This is a genomic window from Glaciihabitans sp. dw_435 (assembly GCF_018449675.1).
GTDB lineage: Bacteria > Actinomycetota > Actinomycetes > Actinomycetales > Microbacteriaceae > Glaciihabitans.
In genome coordinates this window covers 35,497-54,502 of record NZ_JAAVUZ010000013.1, presented here as the reverse complement: position 1 = coordinate 54,502, position 19,006 = coordinate 35,497, and the positions used below count along the sequence as shown (strand labels likewise).

Genomic DNA, 19,006 nt, shown 5'->3' with positions numbered 1-19,006 from the left:
GCGGCCGCCCGCCGGCCACGCTACGCCGGCACGATCGCCACCGGGCACGGCATCGCGATGAGCGCGTCGTGCGCGGTGGATCCGAGGGCGTAGTCCCGCATCGATCCGTGTGCCTTCCGCCCGAGCACCAACAGCTGCGCGCCCGCGGCCTCTTCCTCCACCACCCGGGACGTCGGCCCCTCCCGCAGCAGCTCCGTAATGATCAGCGCCGGCCTGTCGCGCCGGATCCGCGTGAGGTGGTCGGCGAACTTCTCCTCGACCGTCTCGCCCACCTCGCGCCAGACCGAGGGGTGTGCGAACAGCACCACCGCGAGCCACGTCGGCACTCCCCACGCGTGCACAACGCGCAGCACACCGCCGGCCGCCGCAGCCTCCCGCGCCGCGAACGATTCCACGCCCGGCTGCGGGTGTTGCACGTCGATGCCGAGCACGACGGGGCCGGCATCGCCGCTCACCCAACCCTGCGGGATGACGATCACCGGGCAGTCGGTCACCGTCGCGATGCGCGCGGGAAGGGCACCGTACCCGCCGTGCTCGACCGTGCGGTGCCGGGCCGTGCCCAGCACGATCACATCGGCGTCCTCCGAGGCCCGCGCGAGCTCCACCCGCACCTGCCCGCGGCGCACCCGGGAGGTCACTGTCGTGGTCGGACTTGCCGTGGAGATTCGCTCGACCGCCTCCCGCACGACAGCGGAATAGGCAGCCTCGACGTCATCCACCATCATGCCGCCACCGTAGGTCGCCAGCTCCGCGACCGTGGTGACCTCAACGCTCGTCGGGCGCCGGCGTGACCGCTCGATGACCCACCCGATTGCCGCCTCGCACGATGGCTCACCGTCCACGGCAATGATGATCTTCTCCATGGCCACACACCCGCTTTCTGTTACGTCAGAGCTCCCCCATCCCGTCCCAGCTTTCCACCGTGCACGAGCCGGCAACAGGGCGAAGATGCGGGAAGGGGCGGAGAGTGGATGCTCCGCGCCCCGCCCACATCGCAGCGATAATGGGCAGATGCCCACGCCCGCATCATCCGCCCCTCCCGCCCTCGCAGACGCGGCGCGCTGCCCGTGCCAGAGCGGGCTCCCGTACGGGGAATGCTGCGGGCCGTTTCACCGCGGGGACTCGGCGGCTCCGACGGCCGAGCGCCTCATGCGTTCCCGCTATAGTGCGTTCGTGACGGGCGACGTCGCGTACCTGCTCGCCACGTGGCATCCCGCAACACGCCCGGCTTCGCTCGAACTGGATCCGTCGACCCGCTGGTTCGGACTCGAGATTCTTGGCCGGTCCCGGGGCGGGATGCTCGACTCCGACGGCACCGTCGAGTTCGTTGCCCGCTACCGCAGTGACGGCGTTGTCGGCGAGCAGCGCGAGCTCAGCAGGTTCGTGCGCGACGGTCGGCAGTGGCTGTATCTGGACGCTTCCTAGCCGCACTCCGGCCACCGCCGCGACCGCTCGTTGTCGGATCCCGCGAGTACCATTGCCTCGTCGTGCCCCGAACGGGGGCCGGGAATCACGAAGGAGATCGCGGGTGCTGATGACGCTGGGAACGACGGCCGGGTGGCAGTGGTACTGACGTTCCCCGCACGCTCCCCCGACGCTCACGCAGACGCCGAGTCCGTGTCCGCAGCGCCGGACAAGGGCGACCGTATCGAACCGCAGGCACCCGTGCGGGAACCGCATTCCCGACTGACGGGCATCGACGGCCTGCGGGCCATCGCGGTCATCGCCGTCGTCGTCTTTCACCTCTTTCCCGCCGTCATGCCGGGCGGCGCGCTCGGCGTCGACATCTTTTTTGTGATCAGCGGATTCCTCATCACCCGTCTGCTCCTGCGCGAACACGCGGCGACGGGGCGGGTCCGACTTGCCGCCTTCTGGACGCGGCGCGCACGGCGACTGCTTCCCGCGCTCGCCGCCCTCGTGCTGGTGTGCACCCTTGCTGCTGCCGTCATCGGCGGCGACGTCATGGTGGGCATCGGAACGCAGGTGCTCTCCGCCGCCACATTCAGCAGCAACTGGGTGGCCATCGCCACCGGGTCCGATTACTTCGCCGGGACGTCGCCTGACCTCTTCCGCAACCTGTGGTCGCTCGCGGTCGAGGAACAGTTCTACCTGTTCTGGCCGCTGATTCTGCTGCTTCTGCTGCGCAGTCGCCGGGGAATCGTCGGCCGCGTCCTGGTGGCCGCGGCCGTGGCATCCGCTGTCCTGATGCTCGTTCTCTACAACGTCGGAGCCGGCGCCACCCGCGTCTACTACGGCACCGATACGCACCTCTTCGGCCTGGCTCTCGGCGGCCTCCTCGCGTGGGGCGCCGTGCGGTTCGCGGGCCGCGGACTCGTGCGCTGGGCCTGGTCCCGGCAGCTGTTGATGGGGGCCGGATGCCTCGCGCTGATCGCCCTGGTGACCCTCACTGTCGTGCTGCCCGCCCAGTCACCGATCGCGTTCCGTGGCGGTCTGGTCGTGGCGTGCCTGCTGACCGTTGGGGTTCTGGTGGGAGCTGCCCTTCCGGGGTCGTGGCTCGGCCGCGCGCTGGATGTACCCCTCCTGCGCTGGATCGGCGAACGCTCCTACGGCCTCTACCTCTGGCACTGGCCCGTTCTCGTCCTCGTGCGCGCGGCGATGCCTGCGTGGCGTGGCAGTGTCTTCGCGGACGTGGTGGTCGGTCTCCTCACCCTCGTGGTCACCGTCGGTCTTGCCACGGTCTCCTACCGCTACCTGGAGACGCCGGTGCGCCGCGAGGGGTTCCGTGCGAGCATCGCGGCTGCCTTTACGCGCGGCCCGCGCCGCCGCCTTCGGTCGGTCACCGGCGCCGCCGTGATCCTCGTGGTGGCCACCACCACGGTGCTCGCCGGATCCGCCGTGGTGCACGCTCCGACCGCCAGCGCCAGCCAGGAACTCATCGAGGCGGGAGCCGCCGCGGTCAGGTCTGCAGGACAACAACCCGACGCGGGCGCCGGGGATGTCGGCCCGTCGATCCCCCATCTTCCCGGGCGACCTCCCTCGTCAATTGCCCAGCCCTGGGGCGATGGCATCACGGCCATCGGGGACTCGGTGATGCTCGCCTCCGCTCCCGTGCTGGAAACGACCTTCCCGGGCATTTCGATTGACGCGGTCGTGTCGCGACAGATGCGGCAGCTGCCCTCCATCGTGAGGTCCATGATCTCTGAGGGGACATTGCGCCCGGTGTTGCTCGTCGGGCTAGGCACCAACGGCGCGATCGGTCGCGACACCCTCGACGAGGTGCACGCGATGCTGGGACCCGGGCACACCATGATCGTGGTGAACGTGCAGGCACCGCGGGGCTGGACCGCCGGGGTTAACCAGACCCTCACGGGGTTCGATCGCGACAACAGCGACGTCGAGCTCGTCGACTGGAAGTCGGCCATCGCACCGCACCTCGGCCTCCTCGGCGCCGACCACATTCATCCGGGGCACAGCGGCGGCCTCATCTATGCGGCGGCTATCCGGGAGGCACTCGACAGGCTCAACGGTCAGTAGCACCGCGGCGGGCGCGCGCCGGGTGGTCTGGCCTCTCCGAGAACCCTCGGGGTAAAGTGCGATCAGGGACCAACGGAGGGACACAGCGTGACACCATCGAAGCTCACCGTCATTGGGGAATCGCTCGTCGATATCATCGTCTCCCCTCTCGCCGACAGCTCAGAACCGCAGGTGCACGCCGGCGGCAGTCCGCTCAACGTCGCGATCGGTGCCACCCGGCTCGGTCTGGACACCACTTTGGTGACGTCGTTCGCCGAGGATGACGACGGTCGGGTCATCCGCGACCATCTGTCCGGCAATTCCGTCGCCACCATCGTCGCCGCGTCCCCGTCCACCAGCCGAGCCATCGCCACGCTCAACGTCGGAGGTTCCGCGAGCTACCAGTTCGAGATCGCGTGGGACATCGCCAGCGTCGTGCCCGAGGCCCGCGCATCGGTGCAGGCGGCCGATCACGTGCACGTGGGGTCGATCTCGACGTTGATCCAGCCCGGGGCGGCCTCCGTGTTCTCCCTCGTCGAGTCCGCGCGCGAGACCGCCACCATCAGCTTCGACCCGAATTGCCGGCCAGCACTCGAACCGAGCGTGGCCGACGCGCGGGCATCGGCGGAGCGTTTCGTCGAAGCGAGCGACATCGTCAAGGCAAGCAACGAGGACCTCAAGTTCCTCTACCCCAACCGCAGTACCCCGCAGGCGGCCGCCGCCTGGCTGGAACGCGGACCCTCTCTCGTCATCGTCACCCGGGGAGCGGAGGGGCCTCTGGTTCTCACCCCCAACGGCGTGCTCGAGGTGCCCTCGCCCGAGGTCGACATCGCCGACACCGTCGGGGCGGGCGACTCGTTCATGTCCGCCATCATCGCCGGGCTGACCTTCACGCAGACGCTGGGCGCCGCCGCCCGGCCGAAACTGCCGTTCCTGGGCGAGAAGACGGTGCGCGACCTCGTGACATTTGCCGGTCGCGCCGCCGCGATTACCTGTTCGCGGGCGGGAGCCAATCCGCCGCGCCTGGCTGAGCTCGGCGCATTCACCCCGTAATCCCGCCACGGGTTGGTGGGGCACGGCCGCGAGGATTCGGCTCTCACCCATCCCTGCATGCATGATTGAATGCACCGCCAACCGGAAACGCCAGCACAGCTCGTCTTCACCCTGAGCAGGATGCATCGGCGGAGTGCGACTCCTGACTGCGAAAGACGATCCGTGAGTACTGAATCAGGCACGACCCTCGTGGTCATTCCCACCTACAACGAGCGGGAGAACCTGCTTCCCCTCGCCGCCCGGATCCTGACGACCGTTCCCGCGATCGACATCCTGGTTGTCGACGACAACTCCCCGGACGGAACGGGTGACCTCGCCGACGAGCTGGCCTCCACGGACCCCCGCGTGTCCGTCCTGCACCGCACCGCCAAGAACGGCCTCGGACCCGCCTATGTCGCAGGCTTCCGCTGGGCGCTCGAGCGTGATTACATCCGCATCGTCGAGATGGACGCCGACGGCTCCCACCGGCCGGAAGAGCTTCCCGCCCTGCTCGCGGCGGTTGCCGCCGGCGCGGACCTCGCGATTGGCGCGCGCTGGATTCCCGGTGGTCGCGTGGTCAACTGGCCGTGGTACCGCCAGCTGATCTCCCGCGCGGGCACCTTCTACGCCCGCATCCTGCTGCGCTCGTCCCTGCACGACATCACCTCGGGATACCGCGCGTACCGCCGGTCCGCGCTCGAATCCCTCCACCTCTCCACACTCAGTGCCCAGGGCTACGCGTTCCAGATCGAGCTTGCCTGGCGCATCGAACGCCAGGGTCGCCCGATCCGCGAGGTTCCCATCACCTTCGTCGAGCGCGAGCACGGGGCATCCAAAATGACCACCCGGATCGTCGTCGAGGCGCTCACCCAGGTCACCCGCTGGGGATTGTTCGGAAGCCGGATGTCCCGGGGCGGCGCCTTCGACGCCGAGCGACACAGTGACCGCGCCTAGCGTTTCGCGCACCTCCGCCCCGCGCACCCGCGGATGGGGCACCGCCCTCGCCGGCCGACCGGCGTGGGTCATCGTCCTGGGGATTTACCTCGCGTCCCGGATCTTCTCCACCGCTGTGCTCCTCAGCAGTTACGCCATGGTGGGCGACCGTCCGTGGCCGGTGGCCTCCTCCCCCACTCACCGCGATTTCTTCCGGTTCTCCGCGGTGTGGGACGGCACGTACTACCGCCACATCGCCGTCGACGGGTACCCCGCGACGCTGCCGCTCGACGGCAACGGATTCGTGAACCCCAACGCCTGGGCGTTCCTGCCGGTGTTTCCCTGGCTCACGCGCGGCGTCATGACCGTGACCGGCCTGGGGTTCGACCCGGCCGGCGTGCTCGTAGCTGTGGTGTTCGGCGCCGTCGCCGCCCTCGCCCTGTTCCGGCTACTGCAACCACGCACGGGACGCACGCCCGCCCTCTGGGCGGTCACGCTCTTCTGCTTCGGGCCGATGGCGTTCGTGCTGCAGCTCGCCTACGCCGAGAGCATTTTTCTCGCGCTGCTGTTCTGCGGTCTCGTCGCCCTCGTGCGGCGCCACTACCTGGCGCTGCTGCTGTTCGGCGTGGTCGCGAGTTTCACCCGGCCCGGCGCGCTCGCCCTTGCCGTCGCTCTCGGTGTCCACGTGATCATCCGCCTGCGCAGCGCAGAGCCGTTCCCCGTCGCCGCGCGGGTGCGCGCCGTTGCCGCCGGCGTGGGGATCGTTCTCGCCGGTCTCGCCTGGCCCGTGATCGCCGGCCTCGCCACCGGGCAGCCCGACGCGTATCTCCAGACGGAGATGGCGTGGTGGGCCAAGCTCATCGACCGGGGCGGATTCGTGCCACTGTCGCCCTGGTTCCTCCTGGCCGGCCGCTACCTGGGCGTCCTCGGGATCATCCTCGTCATCGCCATTGCCGCTGCCTTCGTCTGGTTTGTCAGCAGGCGGTCGACCCGCACCATTGGCCCCGACGCCCTGGCGTTCACCTCCAGCTACGCGCTCTACATCTTCGCGGTGTTCCTCCCGCAGCAGAGCGTGTTCCGCATCTTCCTGCCCCTGGCGCCCCTGCTCGGATCTCCCGTCTTCACGGGTGGCCGCCGCCGGCGGTGGATCTGGCTTGCCGGATGCCTCGTGCTGCAGCCTCTCGCCGTCGGCGTGCTCTGGTTCTCGTCGTTCCCCTAGGCTGCTCGCGCCGAAGCACGCCGGTTAGTGCCGGGCCCGACTCCCCATCCCGAATGCGGGCACCGACAGCACAAGGGCTCCCCGGTCGGGAGCGAGTTTGTGCCCGACGCTTCCGTACGCCCCGCACATGCCAAGCACGAGAAACAGCGTGCCGGCCGCCATACGGAACGAGAACACGTCGAAGAACGCGATCATCAGCGCCGCCCCGATGACCGAGGCCGCGAGCCCCTGGGCGAGCTGGCGTGGCAGCCGCTCGTTCAGTCGTGTCCGCGCGCGGAACACGACGACCACACAGGTGAACATGATGGCGATGAACGCACCCGTGCCGACAAAACCAAGCTCGATGAGGCTACCGAGGTACTGGTTGTCGAGAATCCTGTACTGCGGCAGGAACGTGCCGAACCCGCGGCCGAAAATGGGATTTGTCTCGATGAACGCGACGGCGGTGTCGTAACTGCCCGTGCGGGAGTTCGCGCTCGCGTCGTCCCCGATGTTGACGAACAGGTACCGGATGGTGCCGATCATTCCCGGCACCAGCAGATAGACAGCGCCGAGACCGAGAGCTCCGACCACGAGCGCGCGCCAGCGCACGGCCGCCGTCCAGGTCGGGATGAGCAGAACAACGGCGACGGCGAGACCGATCACTCCCGAGCGGGAGCCGGACAGTGCAAGTGCCGTGATGATGAGCGCGGCGGGCCACCACCGGCGCAGGGCCCGGCGCTCCGAGTCATCCACCGCGATCGTCAACGCGAGCGGGAGAATCATCGACAGCACGAACGCGTACTCCAGCGGGTTGGCCGCCGTGCCGGCCGCGCGCGCGAAGCCATTGCGACCCTGCACCGACGAGAAGTCCTGCGCAACGGTGAACCCCGGGATGACGATCGAGTCGACGAACGACTGCTTGGTGACGAACTGCACGAGGCCGAGGGCCGCCAGGAGCCCGCCCCAGGTGACGAGACGCCGCACCAGCACCCGGAAGCGGGTCGCGTCGCTGATCCCGTCGTGCGCGATGAGGAGGATTCCCGCGTACGAGACGAGCCGGAGCACACCCATGTCGGTGGCGCGTCCCTCGCCGTCCGGGCGGGGACTCAGCACCGCGACGATGTAGCTGACCGCGGCGGCGGCCAGAAAGATGGCGAGCACGATGCGGACGGGCTTGCGGCCCACGCCCATCGTCCGGGTGGTGCGGGCGAGCTGGTACCAGGCCCACCACACGAAGGCGAGCCCGCCGAAGAGGATGGCGGGAGATCCCGCGCCGGCGAGCTGCGCGATGGTGCGGTCGGAGGGAACAACGAACAACAGCACCAGATAGACGCTGAGGACGGAGACGGCATCGATCCTCAGCCTGCGCGCGCGCGGCAGGGTCGAGACGACCGTGTCCCCGCCCCGGCTCCGGGCCCGCACCGCCATCGCTGCCGCTACTCCACGACCGCGCGGGAGCGATGGTCGTCATCGTCCATCGCAGGTTCGGCCTCGCGGTCGCCCGGCGACCGCTCACGCTCTCCCTCGGCGGTGGTCGCCCGGTCGAGCGCGGGAGCGGAGTCCTCGGTCGTCGTAGAGACGACCGGACGTTCGCTCACGCGCACTCCGCGGCGTCGTCGCGATCGCAGCAGCCCATCGATCAGACCGATGAGGAACACCGACAGCACGATGCCGACGGCGGTGATCCCGAGGACCGCTTCGGTGCGGGTCTTTGCATCGAGGGTTCCCTTCTCGTCGACGGTCAGGGTCATGACCCCAATGCGCGAGTTGTTCGGCACCGACAGCGAACTCTGCAACTCGGTGAGGGACGTGGGAACTGCCGCGGCCACATCCGCGGTCATCGCGAGCGACTCCGCGGCGGTCGGCGCGGTCGACGTGATGAGAATGATGGGCCCGGTCGTCGACCTGTCGGCGTCAATCGTGAACTTTGCTCCGGGATTAGCATCGAGCAGCGCCGCACTGACCTCGTCGGACTGCACCGTCCTGGTGAGGATGTCGACAGCCTGGCTGAGCCCACCGAGCAACAGGAACGGGTTGCCGACGGTCTGCGTCGAGGTCTTCGGCGGCAATAGAACGAGGCTCGCCTGGGAGTCGTAGCTGACGGGGATGACCCGGAAGGCCGCGATCGCGAGCCCGGCGGTGACCACAAGCCCCACAATCAGGAAATACCACCGGCGCGCAAGGCTCCGCATCAGGTCACGCAAGTACATGGGTTACGTCCTCATCGGGTAAGACGAATGGGTGGAGACACAGGAACGCGCCGATCAGGGCGAACTCCTCGGTGCGGCGGCGCGACTCCGGGTGAGGCGTGAGCGCGCCACGGCCAGTCGTGACTTCAGGCGGTCGAGACCGTCCCGGCCAAGCACGGCCCGAACCGAACGCTTTGCAGCGATCCGAACCCCGTCCCGCGCGGTGCGCAGTGGCGCTTCCACGAACCGGTCCCGCAGTATCCCGGCGCTACTCGGCGCGACAATGCCGTCGAGCAGACCGGGAAAGAGCCGGGCGTAGACGGCAGGGGCGACCCGGCTGCCCCGTACCCGGTTGCTGACGTTGGTGCCGTGAATCACCTGCAGCCAGCCGGGGTTTCCGCGCACAACGGTGACGGGCATCCGGGTCGGCAGCAGGTCGTGCCAGTCGACCCAGCAGGTCATCGGCTCATCCCAGGTTTCCCGCACCGAACAGAAAGCGTTGTGTCTGTCGAGGCGGCGGTAGACGGCGTCCGGGGAGGAAATGAGGCCGTCTCCGATGTACAGCGCCGTTCGGTCCGGGGTGGAGGGAACGCTTTGCAGCCTGTCGACGAAGTCCACCGCGAGCCCGTCATCGTTGTCGAGATTGGTGGTCAGCAGCAACCGGCCCTTCTGCCCCGACACCTCGCGAAGGTCGCTCAGCAGTTCTTCGGCATCGACCGACGTCCGGAACTTCGGCACGAACGCGCCTGCGGCAGCGTGCAGGGCTATGCGCTCCATGAGCCAATCAGGGCTCTCGGGATCGAAATAGATGAGCCAGGTGAAATTCTGGTTGGTCTGCGCTCGCACGGAGGGCAGGCAATACGTTTCGAACAGCACGATGCGCGTGCGAAGCCACCCCTCCTGGGCGCGGACGAAGCTCTCCACACCCGCCGAGGGCAGGTTGAAGCGGGTAAGGATGACGTGGTCGATCTCGGAAGACATGCGGGTCCCGTCGCTCGGGTGCGGTGGGTTAGTGGCGATAGCTAACCCCGCCGTCACCTTTCGCACAAGCGGGTTGGCAAAGGAAGTGCCGCGATTATTATGAGCGGGGGTCGAGAACGCCGGGAGTGGATGCGATGACCGTACGGGGCGTGCTCAGACTGTTGCTGCGGCGCTGGTACGTCGTGCTCGTCTGTGCGGCGGTGACGGCGTTTTCCATCGGATCCGTGTCGAAGATTCAGGGCGTGTACACGACCCAGGTCCAGGTCGTCTTCCTGTCACCGCTGAGCGTCAACACGCTCGAGGACTTCACCGACGGAATCGTGCAGTTCGCCGCTCTCGTGGAGCGGAAGTTCAACGGCAATCGCGGCAGTGCGCCGATTACGCTGCAGAGCAGTTCGCTCTACGGCGAGGGCGTTCGAGAGGGATACCGGGTGACCCTCGTGGATTCCGGCGGTCAGTGGGGAACCAATTTCAACCGCCAGATGCTGTCAGTGGAGGTGGTGGGATCCAGCCCCGAGCAGGTCTCGGCGACCGTTACCGACGTCACGGACCGAATTTCCCGCATCGCCGCCGACGAGCAGAGCGCGCAGCACGTGGCGACAGCGGACAGAATCGAGACGATCACGTCCCCCGAGGCTCCGGTCATTGGCTACGTGGGAGGCAACCTTCCCCGGGCAGCGCTGGCGATCCTCGCTCTCGGTGGGGCCTCCGCGGTCGTCGCCAGCGCCGGTGTCGACTCCGCGGCCGTCCAGGTGGGGCGCTGGCGCTCGCGGCGCAGAAAAGGTGCCGGCGCTGCCGCGCCGACACCTCATCCCGCGCACTGACCTCTCAGTGCGTGACGCGGATCAGATCGTCACCTTGTACACGTGGTAGGTGTACTCCTGGGCAAACGAGTCGGTGAAGGTGCGGCCGTTGCCCACCGGGATGGTGCGGTTCTCCCCCACCACCGTGACCGTCGATCCCGTCACTCCGACCGGGAGCGTGAAAGTCCGGCTTCCGGGCTGGCTCGCCCCATCGATCATGGCGAACACGTACGCCGAATCCCCCGAGGCCTTGAGCATCGTGTCAAGTCCCGGGCCGAAGGTGTACGCGTACGACTGCGTGTTGATGACGGGGGCAAGCGAGTGCACAAAGTTATTCACGTCCTTGGCCGCGGCGACCTGCGCTGCTCCGCAATAGTTGGGCACAACCTGCGACTGGCGCAGCACGCTGCCCGCTACACACGAGCCCCCCAGACTCTGGTTGAAGTACACGATGCCCCGGGCCTCGTTGATGATGGAATCCATCACCGCACCCTTGAGCTGGCCGGGCTGGATCAGCCGCGGCGTCTCCGGTGGCGCCCCGTTGAGGTCTTCAACGAACTGCCAGATCGGCTGCAGTTTGCCGTCCACCGCATCCTGCTGGCGCAACATCTTCACGACCTTGCCGTACGACGATGAGGTGCGGCAGTTGGCTTTGTTCAGGGGCTCCAGGTAGTAGCCGACGCCGGGGTATGGGTTCCAGTCGCAGAACGGAATCGTGTACCAGTAAGCGTCCACCGAGACGGCGTCCGTGTAGTTGTTCACGTACGCCTGCGCATCCGACGGCTTTGCGTAGCTCTGAATGACGATCGAGGTGAAGTTGGCGTAGTTGAACCTGCCATTGCCGGCGTATCCGTCCTTCAGCCTCTGCAGGTAGGCGCGGCCTTCTTCCGGGGTGAACCGGCCGTCCACCTCGTCGTCCAGGATGTTGCCCACCCAGTTCTTGCTGGTGGTGCTCGCATTCCGCAGTTGGTCGCCGATCCAGAACACGTTGTTGTCTTCGAAGAGCGAGAAGTCAGTGTTGCTGTCCATCCCGATGTAGGTGTTGATGCCCACCGACTTGTCGTAGGCAACCTCGGGGTCAGACGAGATGCCGTTGTACCAGATCACGATCGGGAAGAAACTCGCGTTCGCCCATCCGGCGGCGTTGGCCCGGGGGAACTTCTTCCAGTAGTCCGATCCACCTTCCCACGGCACCCGCGGAAGCGACAGGATCGGCGTCGTCGATGGTGGCGTAGTCGGAGGTGTCGTGGTGGGCGGCGTCGTCGGGGGCGTCGTGGTGGGCGGCGTCGTCGTCGGCGGGGTTGTGGGTGGCGTCGTCGGCGGACCGGCCGGCGGAGCCGTTCCCGTCGGGCTGAACACCACGTCCACGAAGTAGTTGCTGTTCTGGTAGTTCTTCCGCGGCCATGTCTGCCTGGAGTACGAGTACACGCCACCGCCGGCCGGAAGCGTCAGGTTGCCGACGTACTGGGCACGGGAGAAGCTGTTTGTGTCCGCCGAGTACGATCCGCGTGGCGCCGTGTAGGAGGCGGTATACGTGGAGTTCTTCGCGATCGCGACGGGTGAGGAAAACATCGCGGTCTGCCACCCCGACGCCGTCTCCTTCGTGAACGTCACCTTCGCGATGCGGATGCCCTTGTTGGTCCACAGGCTCCCGACATGCGTGCCGAGGTTCCGTGGACCCTTGTAGAACTGGATACCCTTGACCGTTCCAGCGACATTGCTGACGAACTGGACTCCGAGCTCGACGGTGTTGGTGTCGGAGTCGGTGATGGTTTTCGGAACAACGTTTTGTCCGAAGAGTCCCTGGGATACCGCAGCGTCGGCGCTGTCGGCGGCCGTTATGGCCGAGGCGGTGAAGAGTCCCGCGATGAGCGTGAGCACGATGGCGAGCGATCGGGGAGCCCTGCGGCGGGATCGGTCCCGCTCCGGGGTGTGAGGCGTAGCTGTCGTTAAATTATTCATTGTGTGACCAAAGTTCCGTTTCTCAGCGGTGTGATCTGCACACGCGCACGATGACCTATGGAATTTGAACGACGCTACATCCGGTATTCCACTTTGGTGATGGGGGTTCGCGCAAGCTCAGTATTAACCCCCTTGCGCTCAGTAATTAGGGGCCGATACGCTCCCTCCATTCAGCCCACACGCGGGTGCCCTCCCGTGTGTGGGGTCGCGTGCTAATTACCCGAGTTGGCAAGTGAAAACACAGCGATGGGCGCTTCGTGGCGCCGTAATTTTTGCCCTCATCACCGCAAGCCTTGTGGTGCCTCTCTCCGCCTCGGCGACAACCTGCCCCGCCGGAAGCAACGCCATCGTCTGCGAAAACCTGCAGCCAGGCACCGATCCGTCCGTGTGGGACATCACCGGTGCCGGTGACGGCTCCATTCAGGGGTTCTCGACCGACATCAGTGTGAACGTCGGCTCGACCATGTATTTCAAGGTGGATACGGATGCCTCGGCGTACACCATCGACATCTACCGAACCGGGTACTACCAGGGGTTGGGCGCGCGCAAGATCAACACGGCGCCCGTTCCCGTGACGGCAACACTCCCCCAGACGCAACCCGCCTGCCTCCCCGACTCGAGTACGGAAATGCTGGACTGTGGCAACTGGGGGGTCTCCGCGTCCTGGCCCGTGCCGTCCACCGCCGTGTCGGGGGTCTACTTCGCGCTCCTGACCCGCACCGATACCGGCGGCCAGAGCCACATCACCTTTGTCGTCCGCAACCAGGCGAGCACCTCAGCAGTGCTCTTCCAGACCTCGGACCCCACGTGGCAGGCCTACAACACGTACGGCGGATCGGACTTCTATGAAGGTGCCGCCAATGGCCGCGCGTACAAGGTCAGTTACAACCGACCCGTCGTCACCCGCGCGGCCAACGACGGCCGCGACTTCTACTTCAGCGCCGAATATCCCCTCGTCCGATTCCTGGAGAAGAACGGCTACGACGTCAGCTATTTCAGCGGCGTCGACACCGACCGCTACGGATCTCTGCTCACCAACCACAAGGTCTTCCTGTCGGTCGGTCACGACGAGTACTGGTCGAGTGCCCAGCGCGCGAACGTGACGTCCGCGCGGGATGCCGGCGTCAACCTCGCCTTCCTCGGCGGCAACGACGTGTATTGGCGCACCCGGTACGAGGCATCCACCACCGGCGGGAACGCCTACAGGACCCTCGTCTCCTACAAGGAAACCTGGGGCTGGGGCAAGATCGACCAGACCTCGCCGCAGTGGACGGGCACCTGGCGTGACCCGCGGTACACCACGACCGCCTACGGCGCCGGCTTGCCGGAAAATGCCCTGACGGGCACCCAGTACATGTCAAACTTCTCCGACCTTGCCGTGACCGTGAGCGCGAAGGAGGGCAAGAGCCGGTTGTGGCGGAATACCAGCCTCGCCTCGCTCGCCGCCGGGACCTCGGCTACCCTCGCCGCCCATACGATCGGCTACGAGTCCAACGAGGACGTCGACAATGGTTCGCGACCCCCGGGGTTGATCAGGCTGTCGACGACCACGGGGGCAGTTCCCCAGTACCTCCAGGACTTTGGCAACAACGTCGCTGCCGGAACCACGACCCATCACATCACGCTGTACCGGGCGCCAAGCACAGCCCTCGTGTTTTCCGCGGGCTCCGTGCAGTGGACGTGGGGGCTCGACCAGACGCACGATGGCAACGGCGCGGCGGCGGATGTGCGGATGCAGCAGGCGCAGGTCAACCTGCTCGCCGACATGGACGCGCAGCCCACCACCCTCGCCAGTCCCCTCGTCGCCGCCAGCAAGAGCACCGACGCAACGGCACCGACCGTGACCATCACCTCACCGACGGCCAGTGCATCGATCCCGAACGGCACCACCGTCACCGCAACGGGCACGGCATCGGATGTGGGCGGATGCGTCGCGGGTGTTGAGTACTCGACGGACGCGGGCGCCACGTGGCATCCGGCGACCGGCACCACCAGCTGGAGTTTCACGTACACGCAGCACGGCACCGGAACCACCGCGCTCCGGGTGAGGGCCATCGATGACAGCGGCAATTACCCCTCAACGCCGTCGTCCGTGAGCGTCAGTGTCGGGTCTCCGTTCAGTGTGCTCGGCACCGAGACGCCCGTCATCGCGGATTCCGGTGACACCACTCCCGTGACCCTCGGCCTGCGGTTCACTCCGACCACCAACGGCTATGTGAAGGGCGTGCGGTTCTACAAGAGTTCCGTCAACACGGGCACCCACACGGGTGTGCTGTGGGATTCCTCCGGCGGTCAGCTGGCCACGGTGAACTTCTCGGGCGAGTCCGCGTCCGGGTGGCAAACCGCGACGTTCGCCGCATCGGTGGCCGTCACCGCGGGACAGAGCTATGTGGTCTCGTACAACGCGCCGGCGGGTCACTACGCGGTGGATCCGTTCTACTGGTCGTACCGTGGAAGCACGCCTGCGCCACTCCAGGTTGCCGGGGGCTACGGCTCGACCTCCGGTGTCTACACCACGACCGGCGGCTTTCCCGGTACCGTCCACATCGCCGACAACTACTACGTCGACGCTGTCTTCACGCTCATCAATGACACGCCGCTGAGCGCCACCGCCCAGTTCCCCATCGCCGGCTCAACAAGTGTGCCCACGACGGCAAAAATCGGGGCCACTTTCTCCCGTGCCGTCACCCCGTCCTCCGTCGTGTTCCTCGTGCGGAATCCATCCAACGTCGCCGTCGGCGGTGCGACGGCGTCTCCCGCACCGGGGACCCTCGGCACCACCGGGGGAACGTACACCTTCACCCCGAGCTCGCCTCTCGCCGCCGCCACGACGTACACGGTCACGCTGACCGCGAGCACGCCCGAGGGAGTCACGCTCACGTCGGGTGGCAGCTGGTCGTTCACCACCGCCAACCCGCCGGCGACCGTCGGCACATGCCCCTGCAGCGTGTACGACGACAGCGCGGAACCCGCGGTGATGTCGGCCAACGACGGTGTGGCGCTGAGTCTCGGGATGCGGTTCGCCACCACCCGCAACGGAACCGTCAGCGCCGTGCGGTTCTACAAGTCACAGGACAACACGGGAGTCCACACGCTGAAGCTGTTCGCCAGCGACGGCACCGTGAAGGGCACGGCAACCACCACGTCGGAGAGCTCCGCGGGCTGGCAGACCGCCACCTTCGCCACCCCGGTGGCGATCACCGCGAATACCGACTACATCGTGGGCTACACCTCGACAACGGGCACCTATTCGCTGACGGTCAACGGCTTCAACGGTGGGTTCACCCGCGGACCCATTGTCGTGGCCAATGACTCCGGGACCTTCTCGTACTCGGGCGCCTTCCCGTCCGCCCCCTCGTCGTCGAGCTACTTCGTCGACGTGGTGTTCAACTAAGGATCGCTCCTCACCGCACTACCGCGGGTGACCAGGCGTGCCGGATGAAGAGGGACGGTGCGGCGCTCGCGGTTATCCCGATGGACCAGACATCGCTGTCACCGGTCTGCCCCGCGCGCGGCAGCCCGTAGAGCACCGTGGAGTCGTCGAGCCATTCGACCTGGTCATCGACGCTGTGCTTTTCGGCGAGCACGGTTTCGGTGTTGGTCGCCACATCGAGAACGGCGATGCGCCAGTCCGGAACCAGGCCGTCGGCCACATTCTTCTTGTAGGCAATGTGGGTGCCGTCCGGCGACAGCGACGGGCATTCCACCGTGTCGTGAATGGCGGTGAGCGTTCGCCGGGACATACTGCCGCGCACCAGCCACGTGGACCGTCCCGTCGCCGCCGTGGCGTAGAAGGTGTCCCCGTCCGACGCGAAGGTCACTCCCCAGAAGTTGCGGTCGGCCGCCGTGATCGTCTTCCCGTTAATGGTGAAGGTGTAGTCCTCGAGGTTCACCGATTGCCCGCCGCGCTCGATAACCGTCGCGGTCGAGAAGGTGGTGGGTGCGTAGGCGTGACCCGTCACGAACGCGGTGGTGGCGACCGTGTCATCCGCCCCTATCCGCACCCTGCTCGGGATGCCGGGAAGCGGCCAGGTGCGCAGCTGCGTCCACGCGGCGTTGAACTCGACCGCCTCGAACGTGGTGAGGATGCCCGGGTTCGTCCTCAGGCACACCCGGTCGGTGCGCGTGGCGTAGAGACGGTCACAGACCTGATCGGTGATGGTGCGCGCGCCCTGCGGCGAGGACAGGGGAACGGATGCCACGTGGCCGAAGTCTGCACCCGACGCCGTATTGCGGAAGTACACCTGCGCCGGTCCGTTGTCGACCGGGCCTGCGGGCGACGAGGGCGCGGCGATGATCGCGACATCGGGAGGCGTCTGCTGGCGCTGCTGGTAGCGCGCGAAGGCGAACGCGCCGTAGACAGACGCCGCTCCCAGGGCGATCGTGGTGATGACAACGACGATGGCCCAGCGTGCGCGGGGCGTCATTGCACGCCGACGGGAGGCCGGGGCCGCTGGTCGGCCACCGGACCTGAGCGGACCATCCGGCGAATGAGGATCACCACGACGGCGAGCACGACCGCGAGACCGATCGCGACGGTGGTGATCGCACCGGTGCGCCCGAGCGTGAACCACAACACCCCGAAGCCGGTCGACGCCGCGAACCGTGCAAGGGCCACCACCGTCTGGGCGGCAGCGATGCCACTGCCCGTCGCCTCCGCGGGAACCGACCGCGCGGCGAGCGCGGCCAGCACCCCGTCCGTCGCCGCGTAGAAGACTCCGAGCAGAAGCAGACAGGCCACCGTGGTCACCACGCCAATGCCGGGCAGGGCCGCGAGCACGTAGGTGGCGAGCAACGCCCCATGACCGAGGACGAACACGCGCATCCGCCCCCACCGGTCGGCGAGGCGGCCGAACGGCACCGCGAGCGCGAGGTAGGCGAAGTTCGTTCCCACATACAGCAGCGGGAACCACACGGTCGCGAACGAGTCCTTGCTCTGCAGCACGAGATAGATGAAGCCATCCCCCACCGTGAGCAGCCCGAACAGGGCGGCGATGATGAGCAGCCGGCGCAGCGCCGGAGCCAGCAGCACCCTCATCTTCAGCGGGTGCCGGGCCGACTGCGCACGCTCGGCGTTCGGCCGCATGTTGGGCACGAAGGCACCGAGGATGGTCACCCCAATGATGGCGCAGGCAAGCGAGAGCACAAACACCGTGGAGTATCCGTCCGGGATGACCAGCAGCACCACAAACGCGAGCACCGGCCCCACCATCGCGCCGACCGTATCGAGCGTGCGGTGCACCCCGAATGCACGACCGAGAATAGGCGGGGCGGATGACGCGGTGATCATGGCATCCCGCGGTGCCGTCCTGATCCCCTTCCCGATGCGGTCGAACGCCACCACGGCCGTGATCGCGCCGAGCCCGGTGGAGAACAGCAGGGCGATCCGGGCGAGCATGGAGATGCCGTAGCCGAGGAGCGCGATCAGCTTCGGGCGGTCCCCACGGTCGGATGCCCACCCCGCGGCGATCCGCACGATCGCGGAGACCCCCTGGTACAGGCCGTCGAGAAATCCGTAGGCCAGCGGGGAGAGCCCGAGGGCCGCGGTGATGTACAGCGGCAGTACCGCAGCAACGGACTCGGACGAGATGTCCGTGAACAGGCTGACGAAGCCGAGGGCGACGACGGTCGGGGCAACGCGCACGGGACGCCGTGAGACGCGGGCCGCGTCATCCGCCTCATCGTCCGTCCCGCCCGGCCGATCGGATACCGATATATACACGTGTGATTCCCCCCGGGGCTGCTCTTACTTCTTCGCCGTGCGCAGCACCGCGTGAATGGTGAAACTGATGCTGGACTTACCGGTCGGCGTGATTGCCAGCGTCACGGTGTCCTGCTTCTTCGTGCGAAACACGACGGACGTCGTGGTGGCGGACGGCTGCGTGACAACGGAGCTGAACCGCAGCCGGAAGAGCGCCGCCTTCACGACCTTGATCGCGGAGTCCGCGGACACGGGCATGGTGCCCACCACGCCGGCCTGCACGATGTTTCCCTCGGAGGCGACGGAACTGGAGACCACTGTGGCGCCGGCAAGGATCGTGCGCAGCACCGGAGGGAAGCCGTCGACGAACTTGCCCTTTGCGCTTCCCGTGCGCGGAACCGCGGTCAGCAACGGGGCGACCGGCGGCGTGGGGGGAAGTCCCGTGGGCGTTGCCGTGGGAAGCCCCACCTCGAGGGGCGGAAGGGTGGACGCCGCCCGGGCGCTGGTCTGGCTGGCGTCCGGTGCCGCGATGGCTCCGTTCGTTCCGGACGGCAGGGTGTCGAGGGCGAGGGCGGCCGCGGTGATGATCGCCGCGGCGGACAGGCCGATGGTGATGACACGACGGCGCGGGCTCATCCGCGGTGGATCCGTCGTGACGGGTGTGGTGTGATCTGTGCGCTTCATGACAGCAGTCCCCTTGTTTGCGCTGGGTATGTCGGCCAGACTCTGG

Annotated in this window: 15 protein-coding genes; 7 read left to right on the top strand and 8 right to left on the bottom strand. The window is 67.3% G+C overall.

Going from position 1 to position 19,006, the window contains the following annotated elements; all coding sequences use genetic code 11:
* Positions 1 to 20: 20 nt before the first annotated feature.
* Positions 21 to 863 (bottom strand): universal stress protein, encoded by an 843-nt coding sequence (locus tag HB677_RS14745; RefSeq protein ID WP_213816494.1) that lies wholly within the window; start codon positions 861 to 863, stop codon positions 21 to 23.
* On the opposite strand from HB677_RS14745, the gene HB677_RS14740 reads away from it, so the two are divergent.
* The 5 genes from HB677_RS14740 (at position 799) to HB677_RS14720 (ending at position 6,658) form a co-directional block, all read left to right on the top strand.
* Positions 799 to 1,425, top strand: coding sequence for a YchJ family protein (locus HB677_RS14740; protein WP_374193826.1), 627 nt, complete (start codon positions 799 to 801; stop codon positions 1,423 to 1,425). The two genes, HB677_RS14745 and HB677_RS14740, sit on opposite strands and share 65 nt — an antisense overlap.
* A gap of 132 nt (positions 1,426 to 1,557) precedes the next feature.
* Positions 1,558 to 3,495, top strand: a complete 1,938-nt coding sequence (locus HB677_RS14735; RefSeq protein WP_213816492.1) for an acyltransferase family protein — start codon at positions 1,558 to 1,560, stop codon at positions 3,493 to 3,495.
* Between the two features lie 87 nt (positions 3,496 to 3,582).
* Positions 3,583 to 4,527: a PfkB family carbohydrate kinase gene (locus HB677_RS14730; protein ID WP_213816491.1), complete on the top strand. Its 945-nt coding sequence runs from the start codon at positions 3,583 to 3,585 to the stop codon at positions 4,525 to 4,527.
* 162 nt (positions 4,528 to 4,689) lie between these two features.
* Entirely contained in the window at positions 4,690 to 5,460 is a 771-nt protein-coding gene (locus HB677_RS14725; RefSeq protein WP_307852615.1) for a polyprenol monophosphomannose synthase, read from the top strand.
* Positions 5,447 to 6,658 (top strand): hypothetical protein, encoded by a 1,212-nt coding sequence (locus HB677_RS14720; protein WP_213816489.1) that lies wholly within the window; start codon positions 5,447 to 5,449, stop codon positions 6,656 to 6,658. The genes HB677_RS14725 and HB677_RS14720 overlap by 14 nt, the downstream gene beginning before the upstream one ends.
* Positions 6,659 to 6,682: 24 nt before the next feature.
* Here the strand turns inward: HB677_RS14720 and HB677_RS14715 are convergent, their stop codons facing one another.
* Genes HB677_RS14715 through HB677_RS14705 form a run of 3 tightly spaced genes read right to left on the bottom strand, consistent with a single transcriptional unit; the run spans position 6,683 to position 9,810 of the window.
* Positions 6,683 to 8,068 carry an O-antigen ligase gene (locus tag HB677_RS14715; protein WP_213816488.1) on the bottom strand — a complete coding sequence of 462 codons (1,386 nt, stop codon included), beginning with the start codon at positions 8,066 to 8,068 and terminating at the stop codon, positions 6,683 to 6,685.
* Positions 8,069 to 8,076: 8 nt separating this feature from the next.
* Complete coding sequence (locus tag HB677_RS14710) at positions 8,077 to 8,850, bottom strand: hypothetical protein (protein ID WP_213816487.1); 774 nt, start codon at positions 8,848 to 8,850, stop codon at positions 8,077 to 8,079.
* A 54-nt stretch (positions 8,851 to 8,904) separates the two neighbouring features.
* A complete protein-coding gene (locus tag HB677_RS14705) occupies positions 8,905 to 9,810 on the bottom strand; it encodes a glycosyltransferase (protein WP_213816486.1) in 906 nt (301 codons plus the stop codon).
* Positions 9,811 to 9,944: 134 nt separating this feature from the next.
* Between HB677_RS14705 and HB677_RS14700 the strand changes: the two genes are divergently transcribed.
* Complete coding sequence (locus HB677_RS14700) at positions 9,945 to 10,634, top strand: hypothetical protein (RefSeq protein WP_213816485.1); 690 nt, start codon at positions 9,945 to 9,947, stop codon at positions 10,632 to 10,634.
* 21 nt (positions 10,635 to 10,655) lie between these two features.
* On the opposite strand, the gene HB677_RS14695 is transcribed toward HB677_RS14700, so the two are convergent.
* Complete coding sequence (locus HB677_RS14695; RefSeq protein WP_213816484.1) at positions 10,656 to 12,575, bottom strand: DUF4082 domain-containing protein; 1,920 nt, start codon at positions 12,573 to 12,575, stop codon at positions 10,656 to 10,658.
* Positions 12,576 to 12,807: 232 nt separating this feature from the next.
* On the opposite strand from HB677_RS14695, the gene HB677_RS18900 reads away from it, so the two are divergent.
* Positions 12,808 to 15,969 carry a N,N-dimethylformamidase beta subunit family domain-containing protein gene (locus HB677_RS18900; RefSeq protein ID WP_213816483.1) on the top strand — a complete coding sequence of 1,054 codons (3,162 nt, stop codon included), beginning with the start codon at positions 12,808 to 12,810 and terminating at the stop codon, positions 15,967 to 15,969.
* A 10-nt stretch (positions 15,970 to 15,979) separates the two neighbouring features.
* Here the strand turns inward: HB677_RS18900 and HB677_RS14685 are convergent, their stop codons facing one another.
* Genes HB677_RS14685 through HB677_RS14675 form a run of 3 tightly spaced genes read right to left on the bottom strand, consistent with a single transcriptional unit; the run spans position 15,980 to position 18,960 of the window.
* Positions 15,980 to 17,002 (bottom strand): hypothetical protein, encoded by a 1,023-nt coding sequence (locus HB677_RS14685; RefSeq protein ID WP_213816482.1) that lies wholly within the window; start codon positions 17,000 to 17,002, stop codon positions 15,980 to 15,982.
* Positions 16,999 to 18,297: an MFS transporter gene (locus HB677_RS14680; protein ID WP_213816481.1), complete on the bottom strand. Its 1,299-nt coding sequence runs from the start codon at positions 18,295 to 18,297 to the stop codon at positions 16,999 to 17,001. The genes HB677_RS14685 and HB677_RS14680 overlap by 4 nt, the downstream gene beginning before the upstream one ends.
* A gap of 24 nt (positions 18,298 to 18,321) precedes the next feature.
* Positions 18,322 to 18,960: a hypothetical protein gene (locus tag HB677_RS14675; protein ID WP_213816480.1), complete on the bottom strand. Its 639-nt coding sequence runs from the start codon at positions 18,958 to 18,960 to the stop codon at positions 18,322 to 18,324.
* Between the last annotated feature and the right edge of the window lie 46 nt (positions 18,961 to 19,006).